At 36.8% G+C, this 16,011-nt stretch carries 11 protein-coding genes and 2 pseudogenes; 8 read left to right on the forward strand and 5 right to left on the reverse strand.

The features are described 5' to 3' along the window. Nucleotides 1–14 precede the first annotated feature (14 nt). Nucleotides 15–1,439, reverse strand: coding sequence for a sensor domain-containing diguanylate cyclase (locus tag AC0L7Q_RS19085; RefSeq protein WP_409425762.1), 1,425 nt, complete (start codon nt 1,437–1,439; stop codon nt 15–17). 218 nt (nt 1,440–1,657) lie between these two features. On the opposite strand from AC0L7Q_RS19085, the gene AC0L7Q_RS19090 reads away from it, so the two are divergent. Beyond that, the gene (locus tag AC0L7Q_RS19090; protein ID WP_413403048.1) at nt 1,658–2,551 is read left to right on the forward strand and encodes a cation diffusion facilitator family transporter; all 894 of its coding nucleotides are present in this window, start codon (nt 1,658–1,660) and stop codon (nt 2,549–2,551) included. 40 nt (nt 2,552–2,591) lie between these two features. On the opposite strand, the pseudogene AC0L7Q_RS19095 reads toward AC0L7Q_RS19090, so the two are convergent. Further along, nucleotides 2,592–7,090, reverse strand: a pseudogene (locus AC0L7Q_RS19095) (EAL domain-containing protein). A 159-nt stretch (nt 7,091–7,249) separates the two neighbouring features. Here AC0L7Q_RS19095 and AC0L7Q_RS19100 point away from each other — a divergent pair. From AC0L7Q_RS19100 to AC0L7Q_RS19110, 3 genes are all read left to right on the forward strand, one after another. Next, a complete protein-coding gene (locus AC0L7Q_RS19100) occupies nt 7,250–7,804 on the forward strand; it encodes an isochorismatase family protein (RefSeq protein WP_409425764.1) in 555 nt (184 codons plus the stop codon). Nucleotides 7,805–7,935: 131 nt separating this feature from the next. Continuing rightward, nucleotides 7,936–9,402 (forward strand): methyl-accepting chemotaxis protein, encoded by a 1,467-nt coding sequence (locus tag AC0L7Q_RS19105; RefSeq protein ID WP_413403052.1) that lies wholly within the window; start codon nt 7,936–7,938, stop codon nt 9,400–9,402. Then, the gene (locus AC0L7Q_RS19110; protein WP_409425766.1) at nt 9,386–9,910 is read left to right on the forward strand and encodes a DUF6436 domain-containing protein; all 525 of its coding nucleotides are present in this window, start codon (nt 9,386–9,388) and stop codon (nt 9,908–9,910) included. The genes AC0L7Q_RS19105 and AC0L7Q_RS19110 overlap by 17 nt, the downstream gene beginning before the upstream one ends. Before the next feature lie 95 nt (nt 9,911–10,005). Here the strand turns inward: AC0L7Q_RS19110 and AC0L7Q_RS19115 are convergent, their stop codons facing one another. Then, nucleotides 10,006–10,566, reverse strand: a complete 561-nt coding sequence (locus tag AC0L7Q_RS19115; protein ID WP_413403054.1) for a TMEM165/GDT1 family protein — start codon at nt 10,564–10,566, stop codon at nt 10,006–10,008. A 364-nt stretch (nt 10,567–10,930) separates the two neighbouring features. Between AC0L7Q_RS19115 and AC0L7Q_RS19120 the strand changes: the two genes are divergently transcribed. After that, complete coding sequence (locus AC0L7Q_RS19120; protein WP_409425768.1) at nt 10,931–11,242, forward strand: hypothetical protein; 312 nt, start codon at nt 10,931–10,933, stop codon at nt 11,240–11,242. A gap of 95 nt (nt 11,243–11,337) precedes the next feature. On the opposite strand, the gene AC0L7Q_RS19125 is transcribed toward AC0L7Q_RS19120, so the two are convergent. After that, on the reverse strand, nt 11,338–12,963 hold the full coding sequence (locus tag AC0L7Q_RS19125; protein WP_409425769.1) for a methyl-accepting chemotaxis protein: 1,626 nt from the start codon (nt 12,961–12,963) through the stop codon (nt 11,338–11,340). A gap of 270 nt (nt 12,964–13,233) precedes the next feature. Then, a pseudogene (locus AC0L7Q_RS19130) lies at nt 13,234–13,434 on the reverse strand (transposase); the annotation flags it as partial. 261 nt (nt 13,435–13,695) lie between these two features. Here AC0L7Q_RS19130 and AC0L7Q_RS19135 point away from each other — a divergent pair. Genes AC0L7Q_RS19135 through AC0L7Q_RS19145 form a run of 3 tightly spaced genes read left to right on the forward strand, consistent with a single transcriptional unit; the run spans nt 13,696 to nt 16,009 of the window. After that, complete coding sequence (locus AC0L7Q_RS19135) at nt 13,696–14,457, forward strand: metalloregulator ArsR/SmtB family transcription factor (protein WP_409425770.1); 762 nt, start codon at nt 13,696–13,698, stop codon at nt 14,455–14,457. 11 nt (nt 14,458–14,468) lie between these two features. Further along, complete coding sequence (gene arsB, locus AC0L7Q_RS19140) at nt 14,469–15,491, forward strand: ACR3 family arsenite efflux transporter (RefSeq protein WP_409425771.1); 1,023 nt, start codon at nt 14,469–14,471, stop codon at nt 15,489–15,491. Between the two features lie 14 nt (nt 15,492–15,505). After that, nucleotides 15,506–16,009, forward strand: coding sequence for a phosphatase domain-containing putative toxin (locus AC0L7Q_RS19145; RefSeq protein WP_178957375.1), 504 nt, complete (start codon nt 15,506–15,508; stop codon nt 16,007–16,009). Nucleotides 16,010–16,011 lie beyond the last annotated feature (2 nt).

Here is a 16,011-nt window from a genome sequence, read left to right on the forward strand (position 1 = left end):
CCATTAAGAATAGATTATTCAAAAGAACATATTTGATTTCTGCCTGCTTTTTTGGCTTTGTATAAAGCAATGTCGGCATTTTTTATTATCGTTTGCATATTAGTGTTAGCGTTTGGGTAAGTGGTAAAATACCCAAAGCTCATTGTGATATGAGGAGTAACAGAAGAAAATTCATGGGGAATATTTAACGCTTTAATTTTTTGCTGTATCAGTATAGTAAACTTTTGGCATTGTTCTTTATTCGAGGCCGGCAAAATAATTGTAAATTCTTCACCTCCATACCGAGCCACTATATCACCCTCACGTTTACATACGCTTTTTAAAGCGCGCGCCACTTGTTTTAATGTGTCATCACCTTTTTGGTGACCATAGTTATCGTTATAGCGTTTAAAGAAATCGATGTCACACATAATCAAACTAATAGGCTGATTATGTCTTGCACAACGCTTAATTTCACTGTTGAGAGTGCTATCGAAAAAGCGACGGTTTGCAATATCAGTAAGTGCATCGGTATTCGCTAATTTATTGAGCTTAGTGTTGGCGTTAATTAATTGCTGTTGGGTTAACTGCAGCTTTTTTTTATAGTTAATATTCTTGAGGGCATTATTGATGATTTCACCTACGAGCTTTATTCTAATCAAATCAATTTTGCTCCAATGGCGCTTAGTTTTAACGCAATCACAGCCGATGAAGCCTACCAGTTCCTCATCGAAACGAAGGCCTATGCATAAAACCGACTGAATACTTTGCTCTTTAAACTCTGCTTTTTCAGCATCAGCTTTAGTAGGTAATAGCTCAATATCATCTACTTGAAATAGATGGTTCTCATTCATTACCTCAAAAAAATAGGGGAGTTCTACTTTTGGTATGTTTTGCAGTCTGTCTTTGCAAGCAACAATACCCTGATTGACCCATTCGTGAGTATTGGTGATAGTTTCGTCATCGGTGTTAAATTCAAATAAATAACTACGGTCAGCCTTTAATACGGTGCCGATGGCTTTGAGGGCAAAGTTAATTTGTTGGTCTATATTATCGTTTTGTATATCAATAAGTTTGGTAGAGATTTTGGAGATAATATGATCAAAGTTGTATTGCTCTGAGAGTGAATGATCTTGCTCTAAAGTGAGCATAGATATAGAGCCATCAATTACAGAATGATCAATATTTAACAGCTGTGAAGTGGGTTCAGAATCTAATAAAACGGTTGTTATGTTAGAAGAAAATAACTGCTTAATACTGACAATTTCATCATTACTAAAGTCGCGTAGCACAACATTGCTAAAAGCATCTTTTTTAACAGCACTTTCATCCTCTATTTTGAGTAACGTTTTGGCATGCTGATTTAATGTGTAGTTTTGGTTTTTATCATCATAAACAATCACGGCTAAATTAATAAGATTAAAAACCTGCCAAATTATTTTGTCTGAGTCATGACTCACTGATTTCTCCGCAATTATACAGGCAGAACTCGCCAAATCTTTTAATTATTAATAATATATGTCTCTTTATATTTAGTACAGTTCTTTGCATTTTACTAAGTTTTTAGTGCGTTTAATTGGTCTTCGTATTACAATTGTGACTGTATATCATTTCGCACTTTCTAATTTGCTTTATTTCATTAGCTTACTTTGTTTTCAGTAAAGGCCTTTTATATTTCATGACAGAAATAACTACACACCACGCCTCCCGTCGCCGTCTATTAATTGCACTTGCAATTACCTGTTCGTTTATGGTGATTCAGCTTATAGGTGCTTATTATGCTAATTCACTGGCTGTTCTTGCTGATGCCGGCCACTTATTTGTTCATAACAGCTCACTATTTATAGCACTTATAGCCTCAAGCTTTGCTATTCATTTGGCTAAAACTTATAACGACGGCCATCAAAAAGCTGAATTAATCGGCGGTCTGATCAACGGCATTTTATATCTCGCTATCAGTTTACTTATTTTATTTGAGGGAGCTGAGCGCTTTATGGATCACAAAGGTGGACATGAGCTGATCATAAATAGTTATTTAATGTCGGTGATTGCTGCTATTGGTTTTTTATTTCATGGTGCGGCAGCGTGGGTATTATATAAAGGTCGTAAAGCCAGTATTAATGTGTATGCGGTATTTTTACATTCGTTTTTTGATTTAATCTCGACTGTTTCCACTTTTGTTGCCGGTGTTCTTATTTATATTACAGGCTGGAATGTGATTGATATTTTATCGAGTATGTTAATCGCATCATTTGTACTGTTTACGGGAATTAAGGTGATAATTAGTTGCATTAAAGGGCTACGCTCAAATAAAGCAAAGTTGCCAGAAGTCCAAGATATCGAAACAGAAATAACCAGCATGGAGCATGTTGCAAATGTGCATAACGTTACCGTTGTTCGTAAGAATAAAAAAGTGATAGTAGGTGCTCACGTAGTGTTAAAGCAACATTGCACTATAGAAAAGCATGATGAAGAATGTCGTTTAAAAGTAATCAAACTACTTGCAGATAAATTTAATGTTCGTAACAGTGTGCTACAAATCGAAAGCTATGAATGCAAGCACATCCATTAAAAAGTTTAACCTAAAGCGACTTGGTTAAGTCGCTTTAGGTTTAGATTAAATCAATAATCTTCTCAAAGCATGCAGGGCTCATTAAATCGCTGGCACTCATAGGGCGAGCAAAATAGTAACCCTGAAGTTTATAGCAACCTATGTTTGTTAAAAAGTCTAGTTGTTCCCGCGTCTCTACCCCTTCAGCAATACAATATAACTCTAAGTTTTCAGCAAGCGAGTAAATAGTTTTAATAATCGACTCGTCACCTTTGTCTATGCCAATACTATTAACAAAGCTTTGGTCAATTTTTATTACATTAATTGGAAATTGACTCAAATAAGTGAGTGATGAATAGCCAGTACCAAAATCATCAAGAAATAGTTTAAATCCTGCAGCTTGAAGACTTTTAAGTTGTTTTGCTGCTTTGTACTTATCTTCTAACAGCGTGTTTTCTGTGATTTCTAGGCGTATTTGCTGTGGTTTAATACTGGCTTTCTCAAGTATAGCGCTCAGTCGCTCGGTTATATTGGCCTTTAAAATATGCTTTGGTGATACATTTAACGAAATATAAAACAGTGGGTTTACGCTAAGGATAGGCTCAAGCTCTGTGATTGCACGTTGCAATGCTTGCTCAGTAAGCATATCAATTAGGCCAGTTTCTTCTGCCACCGGTATAAATAAAGCCGGAGAGATAAGTTTTCCTTGGTTTTCCCAACGCATCAATAACTCAACACCACTTATTGTTTTATCTTTTGTATTAACCACGGGTTGGTAATGATTAAATAATTGGTTATCTTTTGCGGCATCTTTTAAGTCATTTTCAAGAATAAGTTTTTGTTTAATTTGCTCATTCATTTTTTCATTAAAAAACTGAAATCCATTCCGACCTGCTTGTTTTGCATGCATCATAGCGATATCTGCATTACGGATCAAAGCATCAGTTGAGCATGCATCATGGGGATATAAGGCAATACCAATACTGGCAGATATATTAATAGAAAAGTCTTCAATAATAACTTTGCTTGCGAGCTCATTACTCATTTCGTTAAGTGTGTGCTGCAGAGAAGACATAGAAGTAATGTTCTCGATTAAGACTAAAAACTCATCACCACTTTGGCGTCCAAAAGTCGCGTGGTCACCTAGGTATAAGGCAACTCGTTCAGTAATGTTACACAGTAACTTGTCGCCTACTGCATGCCCAAACGAATCATTCACAGGTTTGAATTTATCTAAATCTATAAATATAACCGCACATTGTAAGTCGTTTTTAGCGGCCTTTGTAATGGCATTTTCAATTTTTTGATTCATTAAGCTGCGATTAGGTAGCCCAGTTAACGCATCATAGTTGGCCAAATAACGTAACTCATTTTCAGCACGTTTTTGTTCGGTTAAGTCTGTAATTACAATTACATAATAACCAACTTTACCTTCTTCATTAGCGACTGCAGTGGCACTTATATGAATAGGGTGTTGCTGTGCTTTTGTAGTATTAACATAGGCATTTGTTCGCCAATTTTCTTTGGGTTGCAATGCCTTTAACGTGGTTGCAAATTCTTTGCATTTAGTTTGCCCAATCGCTTTTAAAAATAGCTCAGTAGTAACAGCTCCCTCTTCACCATCATCAGAGAATACCTCCATAAAGCTATTATTAGCTGAGAAAGGTACAAGGTTTTCATCTAGAATAAGTAAAAAGTCATTGATTTGGCTAAACGCTTCGCCAAGTATTTTTGCTTGCTGTTCGTTTGCTAACTGCTCGGTAATATTAGTAAAAATACCAGATACATATTCAGGCTTTTTGCTATCTTGATTATAAATAATTTGCCCAAGGTCATGAAACCATAACCAATGACCATCTTTGTGGCGTAATCGGTAAGTTGCTTGCCAGTCTTGTGGTTGAGTTTGTTTTATAAATGCATCCCACTTGCTTTGTATTCTGCGGCGTTCATCAGGATGCATAATATTAAAAAATCTGCTTATATCAATACGTTTCGATAAATTCTCGTAACCTAATTCCGTTCCTCTGGCGGTATTAACAGTATTGTCTATAAAACTGTAGTTCCAAACGCCACTCTTGTTACTCTTTAATGCTAATTCAGTTTGAGTTTTAGAGTGAATAGCTGCACGGTGGGCGCGTTCAATCGCCATTTTACGGCTACGGTATTGCCAAAAAAATAAAAACAGAATTATGGTCACTGCGAGGAAATAGCATGCGTAGGCAATAGGAGACTGCCAAGGAGCATATGCAACACTAAACTTAAGCACTACGGGCTCGCTGGTAATAACCCCATTTCGTTGTTGTGTGGACACTGATAGCTCATAGTCACCTGGTTGTAATTTAGTAAAAAACACCTGATTAGATTTTAAGTCGTTATAACTTAAAGATGACGGACCATTCAGCTCTACTTTGTAGTAGGTTTTACCTATATTGTTATAATCAAAATTAGAAAATCTAACCGTCAACCCCATATCATCATGCTTTAGTTTTAACGGTTCATTACGGTATTTGTCAGGCGAGTAGTTGAGCGTCTCTGAAAACAAATTAATATTTGTGATCGCTAATTTACTTTGGGTGTTTTTTTGGCCACTTTTAAATTGATAAGGGTCAAACTGCAGTACACCGCTACGATTTCCAAACACGAGCTCATTATTTTGTAATTTTAGTGCAGCAATTGCAGTAAAGTGGTTGTTGCTTAAACCGTCTTTTATTGTATAGGTGGTTATGTTTAACGTATTTAAATTAAGTCGATATAGCCCATTATCGGAACTAACCCATAAAAAATCATTATCATCAGCAATAAGTTCGAAAATAGAGTTAGTGTTTAATGAATTGTTTTTATCAAAAGTATGAACTTGCTCGTAAGTTTTAGTGTTAACGGCAATTAAGCCCTCTTGTGTGGTTGCTAACCAAAGTAATTCACGTTTTGAATCTAAGTAATAGTTTTCTACTGTATGAAAAAGATTATTTTTTGCTGTTTTAGATTTAAAAATTGTAGTTAAAGTGCCGGTTGCTTCATTATATCGATAAAGCGAGTCAGATGTACTTAATAGCAATTCATCGGGGTAAGCTTTTGATGGGGTATGAAATGCGTATGCCTGTAAAGGAGATACTTGCTCTTTTAGACCTTTTATAACTCTATTTTCACCAGAGTAACCGTCAAAAATATAGAAGTTATCATTATTAATATAAGCAAATGTATTGGGTGCTACCTGCGCAAGGCCAAATAAATAGTCAGTGTTTAGATTATGCTCGGTAATAAATTTGTTTTGTTCAAATGCGCCTGTTTCTTTGTTAAAAAGCTCAAGCCCAAAAAAGTCACTAACCAAAGGTAGTTGTTGCCTATACTTTTGGCAGAGTAAATATCTCCGATAGCAGATAAACCATAAGCAGCTTTATTATCTTTAGATTGTAAAAATAAATCACTCGTTTTTGTTTTTGAGTTATAACGAACAAGCCCGTCGTCAGTGCCTATCCAGAGCAGTTGCGGTGTATCTTGATATATAACATTTACAATATTATTTTCAGGTAGGGTGATTTTTTTGAATTTCTTTGTTTGTGCGGCCCATGTTAATACACCATGAGTTCTTGAACTAAGCCACAACAAACCAGATTCATCAAACATAATATCGTTGATTGTGTTTTCAGTAATGTTGTAGCTACTATCTTTAAAATTTAAAATATGAGTGAGCTCCGAGGTTGCTCTGTCAAACTCAAATAAACCACTTTCTGTAGCAATAAATTCGCCATAGGGTGTGTTTACATAATCCCAAATATTATAATCACTAATAAGTGTTGATAATGCTGCAGGATCTATATGTTTATTTTCATCAAAAGCAATCCGATACATTCCTTCAACCGTACCAACCAACAATCCAAGTTTCTCGTCTATAGACAGAAATTTTACGTTGTTACCATCATTAGTAACTTTTTTCGTGTCGTTAAGTTTTATTTGTTGGCGTTCGCTACTTTCGGAGTTATAAGCGTATAGGCCCTGATCTGAACCAATATATAAGGTGTTTTGGTAAAGTGACAACGCACGGATAAACATATTTTCATTGGGCAAAGATATGACAAGAGATAACTTATTTGTTTTTTTATCAAACTGGTATACGTGTGAATCAATAGAAAAATAAAAATGTGTAAGTTGCTCAGCAACTGCGACAACCGGAGAGTATTTTTCTTGGTCTTGGTTTAAGTGACCTGAGTATATTTGTTCAGCATTTAATGTGTTTGGGTCAATTAAATAACTTCCAGCAAGTTGTGTGCTAACTAATAATTTACCGTTATTAGCTTTGTAGATATTCACTATATAATTATTTTTTAAACCTGTAGGGCTTTCGTAGAGGGTAACCTGGTAACCGTCGAACCGAAACAGGCCTTGTGAAGTGGCTACCCACACATAACCAATATCATCTTGTACAGATTTTACTACAAAGCTTTGCGAAAGTTGTTCATTGATAGAAATATGTTGTAGTTGTTCAGAGTAAGTTTGTGAAGCAAAGCTCTGTTGCATCCAAACTAATAAAAATATGTAAACAACGAAGAAAAACTTACTCAAAAGCACTTACCCTTTTTGGCCGACAAGGTTGGTATTTAGTATTGGTGTAATATAGCATGAGTTTAATTCAAAAATTACAAAAAGCACCATGGGTGTGAATTAATTGTTGCTTTTTTGTGGGTGTTAAAAGTCAGTTTAGCAAAAGTCAAAGGACTCCATATGAATTTTAGAGAAAATATCAACTCAGAGCACAGCGTGCTTTTAGTCATCGATTTGCAAAGCAAACTGGCACCGGCCATCGCTTCATTTAATACGACTCTAGAGTGTGCTTTACAACTTGCAAATGCAAGTGCTATTCATCAAATTCCTTCAATAATTACAGAGCATTATAAAAAAGGGCTAGGTGAAAGTGATGAGAAAATAAAGCAAGCTTTACCTAGCGCGCAGTATATTGAAAAATTAAGCTTTAGTGCCTGTGCTGAAGAAGGTTTCTTAGATACTATTTCGCTATTGCAGCGCCCTCATGTAGTAGTTATTGGTACAGAGGCGCATGTTTGTGTATTACAAACTTGTTTAGATTTATTACAACATGGTTATGCAGTGACTGTTGCTACAGATGCAATAGCCTCAAGAAATGCAGAGCACAAAGCCATTGCCGTTGAGCAGCTTCGTCAAGCAGGAGCAGTAATATCATGTGCTGAAACAATAATATTCCAATGGACAAAAAAAGCAGGGACGTCTACTTTTAAACAAATACTATCAATTGTTAAGTAGCGCACTAAAAAAATTTTAAATCAACCTAATTGATAATGTTCGGCTTGATTTAAAATAAAAAATTGCCAGTTGTTAAGGGCTATACTAACAACCAGCGTGTTTAATTTATTACAAAATTAATTAAGGTTTTTATGTCTAGTGTGAGTCGGTTGTTTACAATCATATTCTGTTTTTTGTTTGTCGAGTCTATTGGTATCGGCCTTTATTTCGATACACTAACAGAGGCGTTTTTGGTCGGCTTGCCCTTGTGCTTGCTTCCTATTTGGTTATTAAAAACCCAACCCGAAAGTAAAGTTACACCTCATGTTGTCGCTGCTGCAATCATGATGTTTTCATTTTTGCATATTCAGCAAGCGTATGGCCTTATTGAGGTCCATTTCGAAATATTTATTTTCTTAGCCATGCTGATAATGTTTGTTGAATGGCGAGTTTTTATTACGGCTATTGTGTTTGTGGCAATTCATCATTTATCTTTTTACTACCTGCAGACTCAAAATACTGGGTTTTATGTTTTCGACCCTGATCGTTTAGCTTTTTCAACTGTTCTTATTCATGCAGCCTATGCCATTGTTGAAGCGTTTGTTGCTGGCTTTATTGCAGTGACATTAAAGCGTGAACGCCAAGCTGGTTTGTCGTTAAGTCATACCACAGAGCAAATAATGCAAGACCCAAATCAAATAAAACTTTCAATGCGAGCAGATGATACAGATAGCAGTGCCGTGGTAGGTTTTAACACGCTACTAGAATACTTATCGGACGTGATAAAACAGGTGCAAACGCAATCTGATTCATTAAAAAATAACTCCCAAGAGTTAATAAATGTTCATGATGAGCTGGCAGACAGTGCTAAGCACCGAAATACACAAACTGATGATATAGCTAATTCAGGTTCACAAGTTGCTCATGGTTTTAAATTGGTCGAGCAAGAAAGCGATATTTTAAAGCAGCAAGTGAGCAATATTACCGACTCTGCCCATGTTGCTTTACAAGAAGTGTTACAAACAGACAGTAAGAGTAAAGAGTTGCTCACGTTATTAACTAATACCGAAGAGCAATTAAGTCATTTAGTGGCTGCTGGAGATGTAATTACAAGCTTATTGAATGAGATATCAGGTATAGCTGATCAAACTAATTTGCTAGCGTTAAATGCCGCAATTGAAGCTGCTAGAGCCGGTGAACATGGTCGTGGTTTTGCTGTAGTTGCAGATGAGGTTCGTTCTTTAGCGAATAACAGCCAGAAAACAACAGCTAAAATAGCATCTACATTAACAGATTTAGTGGATAACAGCCGTACTTCAACACAATCTATGAATCAGTGTGTTGAGTTTGTTGTAGATCTTACGAAAATTAGTGCCACCATGAAAGAGAATATCTCGTCAATGAGCGAGCAAATACAGGCCGTATCCACAAGTTCTGACTCAGTTGCGCAAGTAGTTGCTGAACAGGCTGGCAATACTGAGCAGATTGCAACAAGCACAGATCAAATGCGTCAACGCCAACATGAAGACGGAAAAATTGTTGATCAACTTACCGCTAAGGTACAAATGATTGATGTCAGTATCGATGTATTAGAGCAAAGTATTGCAAAATTTAACTAATAAGCGCTACTTTATTTTTGCATTGATTGGTGTGTGGTTTGTGGTTGTGGTGTCGGGCTTAGTGTATTTTCAACTTGGTCAATTAAAGCCTTTTGATGAGAATAAAATGCTTGAGCGCCATAACTGGTTTTCGCAATTTAAAGAACGCGTTGTTTGGCAGAACAAAGATAGTGCGCAACTACTTATTATCACTGAAGATAATTGTGGCTGTACCATACAAGCTAAACCGCACTTATCAGCCTTACAGCGCTTTGCGAAAAATCAGGGCGTTGAGGTACAAACATTTAAACTCAATAGCCAACTAAAGTCAGTGGTTCCGGCAACGCCAGCCGCAGTTTTAATTGATAAAAATGGTGAGTTTGTTTATGCAGGCCCTTTATCAGAAGGGTTGGCTTGTTCACAAGGTAGCGGGTTTGTAGAGACCGTGATAAGTAATTTACAGGCTGGTTTTAACTCATCTTTGTTAATTGCCAACACAAAAGGGTGCTATTGTATTAACCGAGCATAAAAGAGGCTCATTCTATTCTATGATGGCTACTTATACTTTTTTGAAACGCTTACTTACTTACTTTAGGTAAGCGTTTTTTGTTGTAGGTTACTTAATCACACCATGGTTATTAAGCCATAAACACCTAGTAATACAAATACAGTGGCGGCAATAGCTCTTACTGTATTTAACGGGATCCGTTTTAGTAATGCCTTACCAGCATAAATAACAGGTACATTTGCGATCATCATACCAAGAGTTGTACCAATTGTTACCCACAAAACGGATTGATATTGTGCACCCAATAATACAGTCGCTATTTGAGTTTTGTCGCCAATTTCAGCGATAAAAAATAAAATTAAAGCCATTAAAAATGCCCCATAACGATCGTACTTGTGGCTAACGTCTTCGTCTTTATCGGGAATAAGCAGCCATAAGCCAACAACAATAAAGCTTATATTGACTACCCAAGGTAAGTATTCAACAGCAAAATTACTACTTAACCAATCACCAAACCACGCAGATAAACCATGATTGATTATAGTAGCGGCAAGAATACCTAAAATAAGCGCTATTTTATTATGAAAACGTGCCGCAAGTAATAGCGATAGAAGTTGAGTTTTATCGCCAATTTCGGCAAGGGCAACAGTGACGGTAGAGGTTAAAAAAATATCCATTAATATAATCTTCAGGCGGGAATACTAAACCAAGGCAAACAGCTATCTCCCGCCATGAGGATAGTGTCTACCTAGGTCTCGCCGATAACGCTTGCTACAACATTACAAACTTACCATGCACATAAGGTGCAATTATGTTGATAAGTTTACTCATTACTGAGCGGGCTACTCCCCTAAGAGGAAGGCGATTATTCCACAAAGTTTAAAGCAGGTAAATATATGCGGGTAACTTTTAAATTTAATAGGTTGCTTTGTGACGTTAGTGCACAAATAAACTTGCTTTGAGCTATAAAGTTAGCTGTAATAATAAACAGATGGAAGTTGAGCAATTTGAAATTATATACACGTGTAAAGGAATTAAAATATGCAAGCAACAATTGTTAAATCAACAATGGCAACCATTCAAAATGGAGTTATGAAAGCCGACGGAAAGTTTTGGATCACGCAAACTGACTTAAATTTTGAACCTTTTAATGAAAAGTTGGGGTTAGAACAATGCACAATTTCCCGCGATACAATTTTAAAAGTGGTTGAATGTAAAGGCAAGGGCGCAGGCCTTGTGCCAATAACAGCTGATGCGATAGAGGTTTTCACGCAAGATGGTAGCTCATATCAGTTTATACTCTCAAACCCCAGTGATTGGATAAGTATATTGTCTAATCAAACTAGCGCTTAAAGTAACCAAGTTGCCATCATTTAATAATTTTAAATGATGGCATATAAGGTTTTTATTTAAAGTATAAGCGCTAACATGCCCCAAAATGAAAGCACCTAAACTTTAAATACATTGACTTTTCCTTGTAGCATTGCCGCAAGCTGTGCGAGCTCTTGCGATGCTTGAGCATTTTGTTGCGAGCTTTCGCTAACCGAAGTAATACTCGCGCTAAACTCATTAATATTGCTGCTTAGCTCATTTGCGACCATTTTTTGCTCTTGAGTTGCGGTTGATATTTGAGTATTCATATCTGCAATTTCGGTGACTTCTTGGTTAATTTCGCTGAGCACCTGTGAAGAATAATTAGCGTGGTCAACACTTTCTTTGGCACTGCTTTCAGCGTTACTCATAGCACTAACTGCTTGCTGAGCCATACCTTGTAGTTTTGTAATCATTTCATTAATACTAGCGGTTGCTTTTTGAGTGTTGTGGGCAAGTTGCCTTACTTCATCGGCTACAACGGCAAATCCACGACCAGAGTCTCCAGCTCTTGCTGCTTCAATGGCTGCATTTAAAGCTAACAAGTTTGTTTGCTCAGCCACACCTTGAATCATCATCACAACTTGGTTTATATCATTGGTTTGTGTATTTAGATCTGTAATAAGCTGCGTATTTGTATTAACCAAAGTTGAAAGCGTATTTATTGACTCGATATTATCAGCAACAGCTTGCTGCCCTTGACCTGCTTTTATGTCGGCATTTGTAGCTTTGTCAGAGGTTACTTGAGCGTTTTGAGCAACTTGCTCTATTGCACTACTCATTTGGGTAATTGCAGTTGCAATCATGGCTGATTGTTGCTCTTGCTGGGTTGCTGTACTGGCTACTTGAATACTAATAGAGTTCATTTCTTCAGCTGCCGAAGCAAGTGTTAGTGTTGCTCCTGCCATATCTTTTACTAAATCTTGGATCCGAAGTAACATATCATTAAAGTTAGATGCGGTATCTGCAATTTCGTCTTTACCCTGAACCTTAGCACGAGCTGTTAAATCGGCATTGGTTGCAATATTCGTTATGGTATCGCGTAATGACATTAATGGATTTTGTATCGAGCAGTAAATAAAGTAGGCAACAATCAGTAATAGTAAAATTAATATTGCGATCGTGGCACTCATTATTAACTTTATTAATTTATAATTTTCATCAGCTTTGACTCTAAAGTCACTCGCTTCTTTAAGTTGTAAATCAATTAAAGCCTGGTAACTGGCACTAAGCGGATCAAATAATTGGTAAAGCTCATAAACAAATTTATTTTGTGGTAGTGATGAAAACTCACCATTATTAATGCTTACAATCAAATTATTCAAATGCATAAGCACAGGCTTTAGTTTCTTTTCAACGTTATCCACCAAGCGCTTTTCTTCAGCTGTTAGCTTTGTGCTCAAGTAAGCTTTCCATTCTTTATCAGCTGTATTTCTAGCATCATTAATATTTGCTAAGAGTTTTGGTTTGGTAATGGAGTCAGCACGATACTTGTGAAGTAAATCAACAATATTTACAGCGTAATTATCTGACACATGTTTAATTTGCTTAAGTGGTACGACACGGTCGTCGTATAAACTATCAATCCCTGCTACTAACCTTCCCATTGTGTTTATTGAAAAAAATGATGTAATTAAAAAAATCATAATTGGTAGCAATGCAAGCACGGCTAAACGGTTACGCACAGAATAATTGTTTAACATAGTTATCCAAAATTACAGCAATAATAAAAAAGTATAATATGGATAAAAAATTTTACTGAATTTTACAGTAAATTATTCAAGTTTAAAAATTATTATGTGTTTTAAGCTAATAACGCTTGCTTCATCTAAAAAGTTTTTTCTAGTAAAATTCCATCAATTTTTTATTATCTTTACTGCAGTTAGGGAAAGGTAAGCTTGCCATTGTTTGCAAGACGCCAAGCAAGTTATGTTTTGATTGAAGTTCCGCTTAGCGTTGTGAGTTAAACCATTCTATGCAACACACAGCTTAAATCGCTCCGCAGGTGTTTCGTATTCTAGTATTTTTCGCGGCCTCTCATTAAATTGGATAGCAACTTGGTTTAATTTTATCTGAGAACGCTCATTTAAGTTAGTGCTTTTAGGAAAGTATCGCCCTAATAACTTATTTGTATTTTGATTGGAACCTCGTTGCCAAGATGATTGAGGATCGCATGGCTTCGCCACTTATTCGACCTACGTCAAAAGGTAGATTGGTTAAGCTGAAGGCGCCACCCAACAGAGTTTCTAAGCATCAATTTAATGATGGAAAACTTACCCAAAAAAGGCGTTCATTAAACTTTAATGAAAAAAATGATTTAGCACAGACTGACAGTATCGTTCAAACAATATTCCTATTAATTTCTTTTTCAATAATTACTATTGCAACCGTTATATAATAAATTTATTATATAACTAAATTGTTATGGGGTGGTTATGAAAGTTCTATTTTTATGCACTGAAAACTCGGCTAGATCTATCATGGCCGAGGCGTTGTTAAAACATCATGGTAAAGGTGAGTACGAGGTTTACAGCGCTGGTACTGAGCCAAATAATGTGGACAGCCGAACGCTGTCAGCTATTGAACACTTTGGGTTGCGTACCGATGGTTTATGCTCAAAACACCTTGATGAAGTTAGCAATATCCATTTTGATTTTGTTATTACCCTGTGTGATAAAGCGGCAAAAGAGTGCGATAGCCGAGTTAATGGCACTAATTGCCTTGCGTGGGATTTTCCTGAACCTCGTTCCCGCAAAGAAGCCAATCCGTTTGAAAAAACACTACAAGAGCTAAATGAACGGCTCAAAATGTTTTTGCTAACAAAAGAAAAGCAAAAACTAGCGCCAATCACACCAACTACTTTTTACAAAGCGCTAGCTGATGATATTCGTTTGAAAAGTCTATTAATTATTGCTGTTGAGGGTGAAGCATGTGTTTGTGAGCTAATGACTGCTTTGAGTGAAGAGAGCCAACCTAAAGTTTCTCGTCACTTAGCACAACTTAGAAAAACGGGCATTTTATCCGATAGAAAACACCAGCAATGGGTTTTTTATTCGATCAATCCAACACTACCAGAGTGGATGAAGCAAACTATTACATCTACGGTAGTGAATGATCCCATTTTCATTGAACAAGAGCTAGCCAGATTAAATGCGATGGGTGATCGTCCCACGCGTGTAGCAAGCTGCTGTAACTAGGGAGTATTATTATGGGAATTTTTGAACGCTATTTATCTGTTTGGGTCGCTATATCAATTGCTGCTGGTGTCTCATTAGGGGTTATTTACCCGCCGCTTTTTGAAGCAATCGCAGAGCTCGAAGTGGCACATGTTAATATCGTCGTTGCCATCTTCATTTGGGTAATGATCTACCCCATGATGGTACAAATAGATTTCTCAACAATTAAAGAGGTGGGTAAAAATCCACAAGGACTGGTGTTAACTTTAGTGATTAACTGGCTTATCAAACCATTTTCTATGGCTGCATTGGGTTGGCTTTTCTTTGAAGGATTGTTTGCCGATTTTGTTTCACCAGAAACTGCGCAAGAATATATCGCAGGAATGATTTTACTTGGCGTAGCGCCATGTACGGCAATGGTATTTGTCTGGTCACAACTTACTAAAGGCGATGCAAACTATACCTTGGTTCAGGTATCGGTTAACGACATTATCATGATTTTTGCATTCGCCCCACTTGCTGGATTACTGCTGGGGGTATCGGATATTCATGTGCCTTGGGGAACTTTGTTTACCTCGGTTGTGTTGTACGTATTACTGCCTTTAATTGCAGGGATATTGACGAGAAAGCACTTAAATGCCTCAGGTCGTGATGAAACAACTATCACAACCTTGTTAGAAAAGTTAAAACCATTTTCTGTCATTGGTTTATTAGCCACAGTTATGCTGTTGTTCGGCTTTCAAGCTAACACTATTTTAGACCAACCACTCAATATTTTGCTAATCGCGATTCCGCTGGTTATTCAAACGTATGGCATTTTCATCATTGCCTATTTTATTGCGCTAAAAATCAAGCTTAAACATAACATTGCAGCTTCATCGTGCTTAATTGGTACATCAAATTTCTTTGAGTTGGCTGTAGCTGTAGCGATTTCTCTTTTTGGCTTGCATTCAGGTGCAGCGCTAGCAACCGTGGTTGGTGTACTTGTAGAGGTGCCTGTGATGCTATCTCTCGTAGCGATTGTAAACAGAACAAAACATTGGTTTAACGAATAATTAAGAGGATTCTTATGCAAATGCACCCTTATGACAAACTGACACTTGATAATGGCGCTAGTTTTATATTTACGCCATGCCCAGGAACGAAAGAGGTTGATTTAACAACATCGGTAAAGCAACTAAAAGATGCGGGAGCACAAGCGATTGTTACTCTGATGTATGACGCAGAAATAAAGAAAAACGAGGCCGAAACACTTCCTCAAGTTTGTAACGAACAAGGCATAAAATGGTTTCAGTTACCTATTTTAGACGATGATGCGCCTAATAATGACTTTGCAACGGCGTTCAAATCTCACCTTGATGACGTGTTAGCTATTTTGCGTAATCAGGGCACGATAGCTGTGCACTGTAAAGGCGGTTCAGGTCGCACGGGCTTAGTGATTGGCATACTGATGTATGAGTTAGGTTACAACAAGACAAGCATTATTAACCAAGTACAGAAAGTACGCCCCAAGGCGCTTTCTAATCCTGTGCAACTTTCATTTTTTAATGAATATCAAAAAGTAGGAGTTTAACC

Source organism: Pseudoalteromonas sp. KJ63-1 (assembly GCF_055808145.1).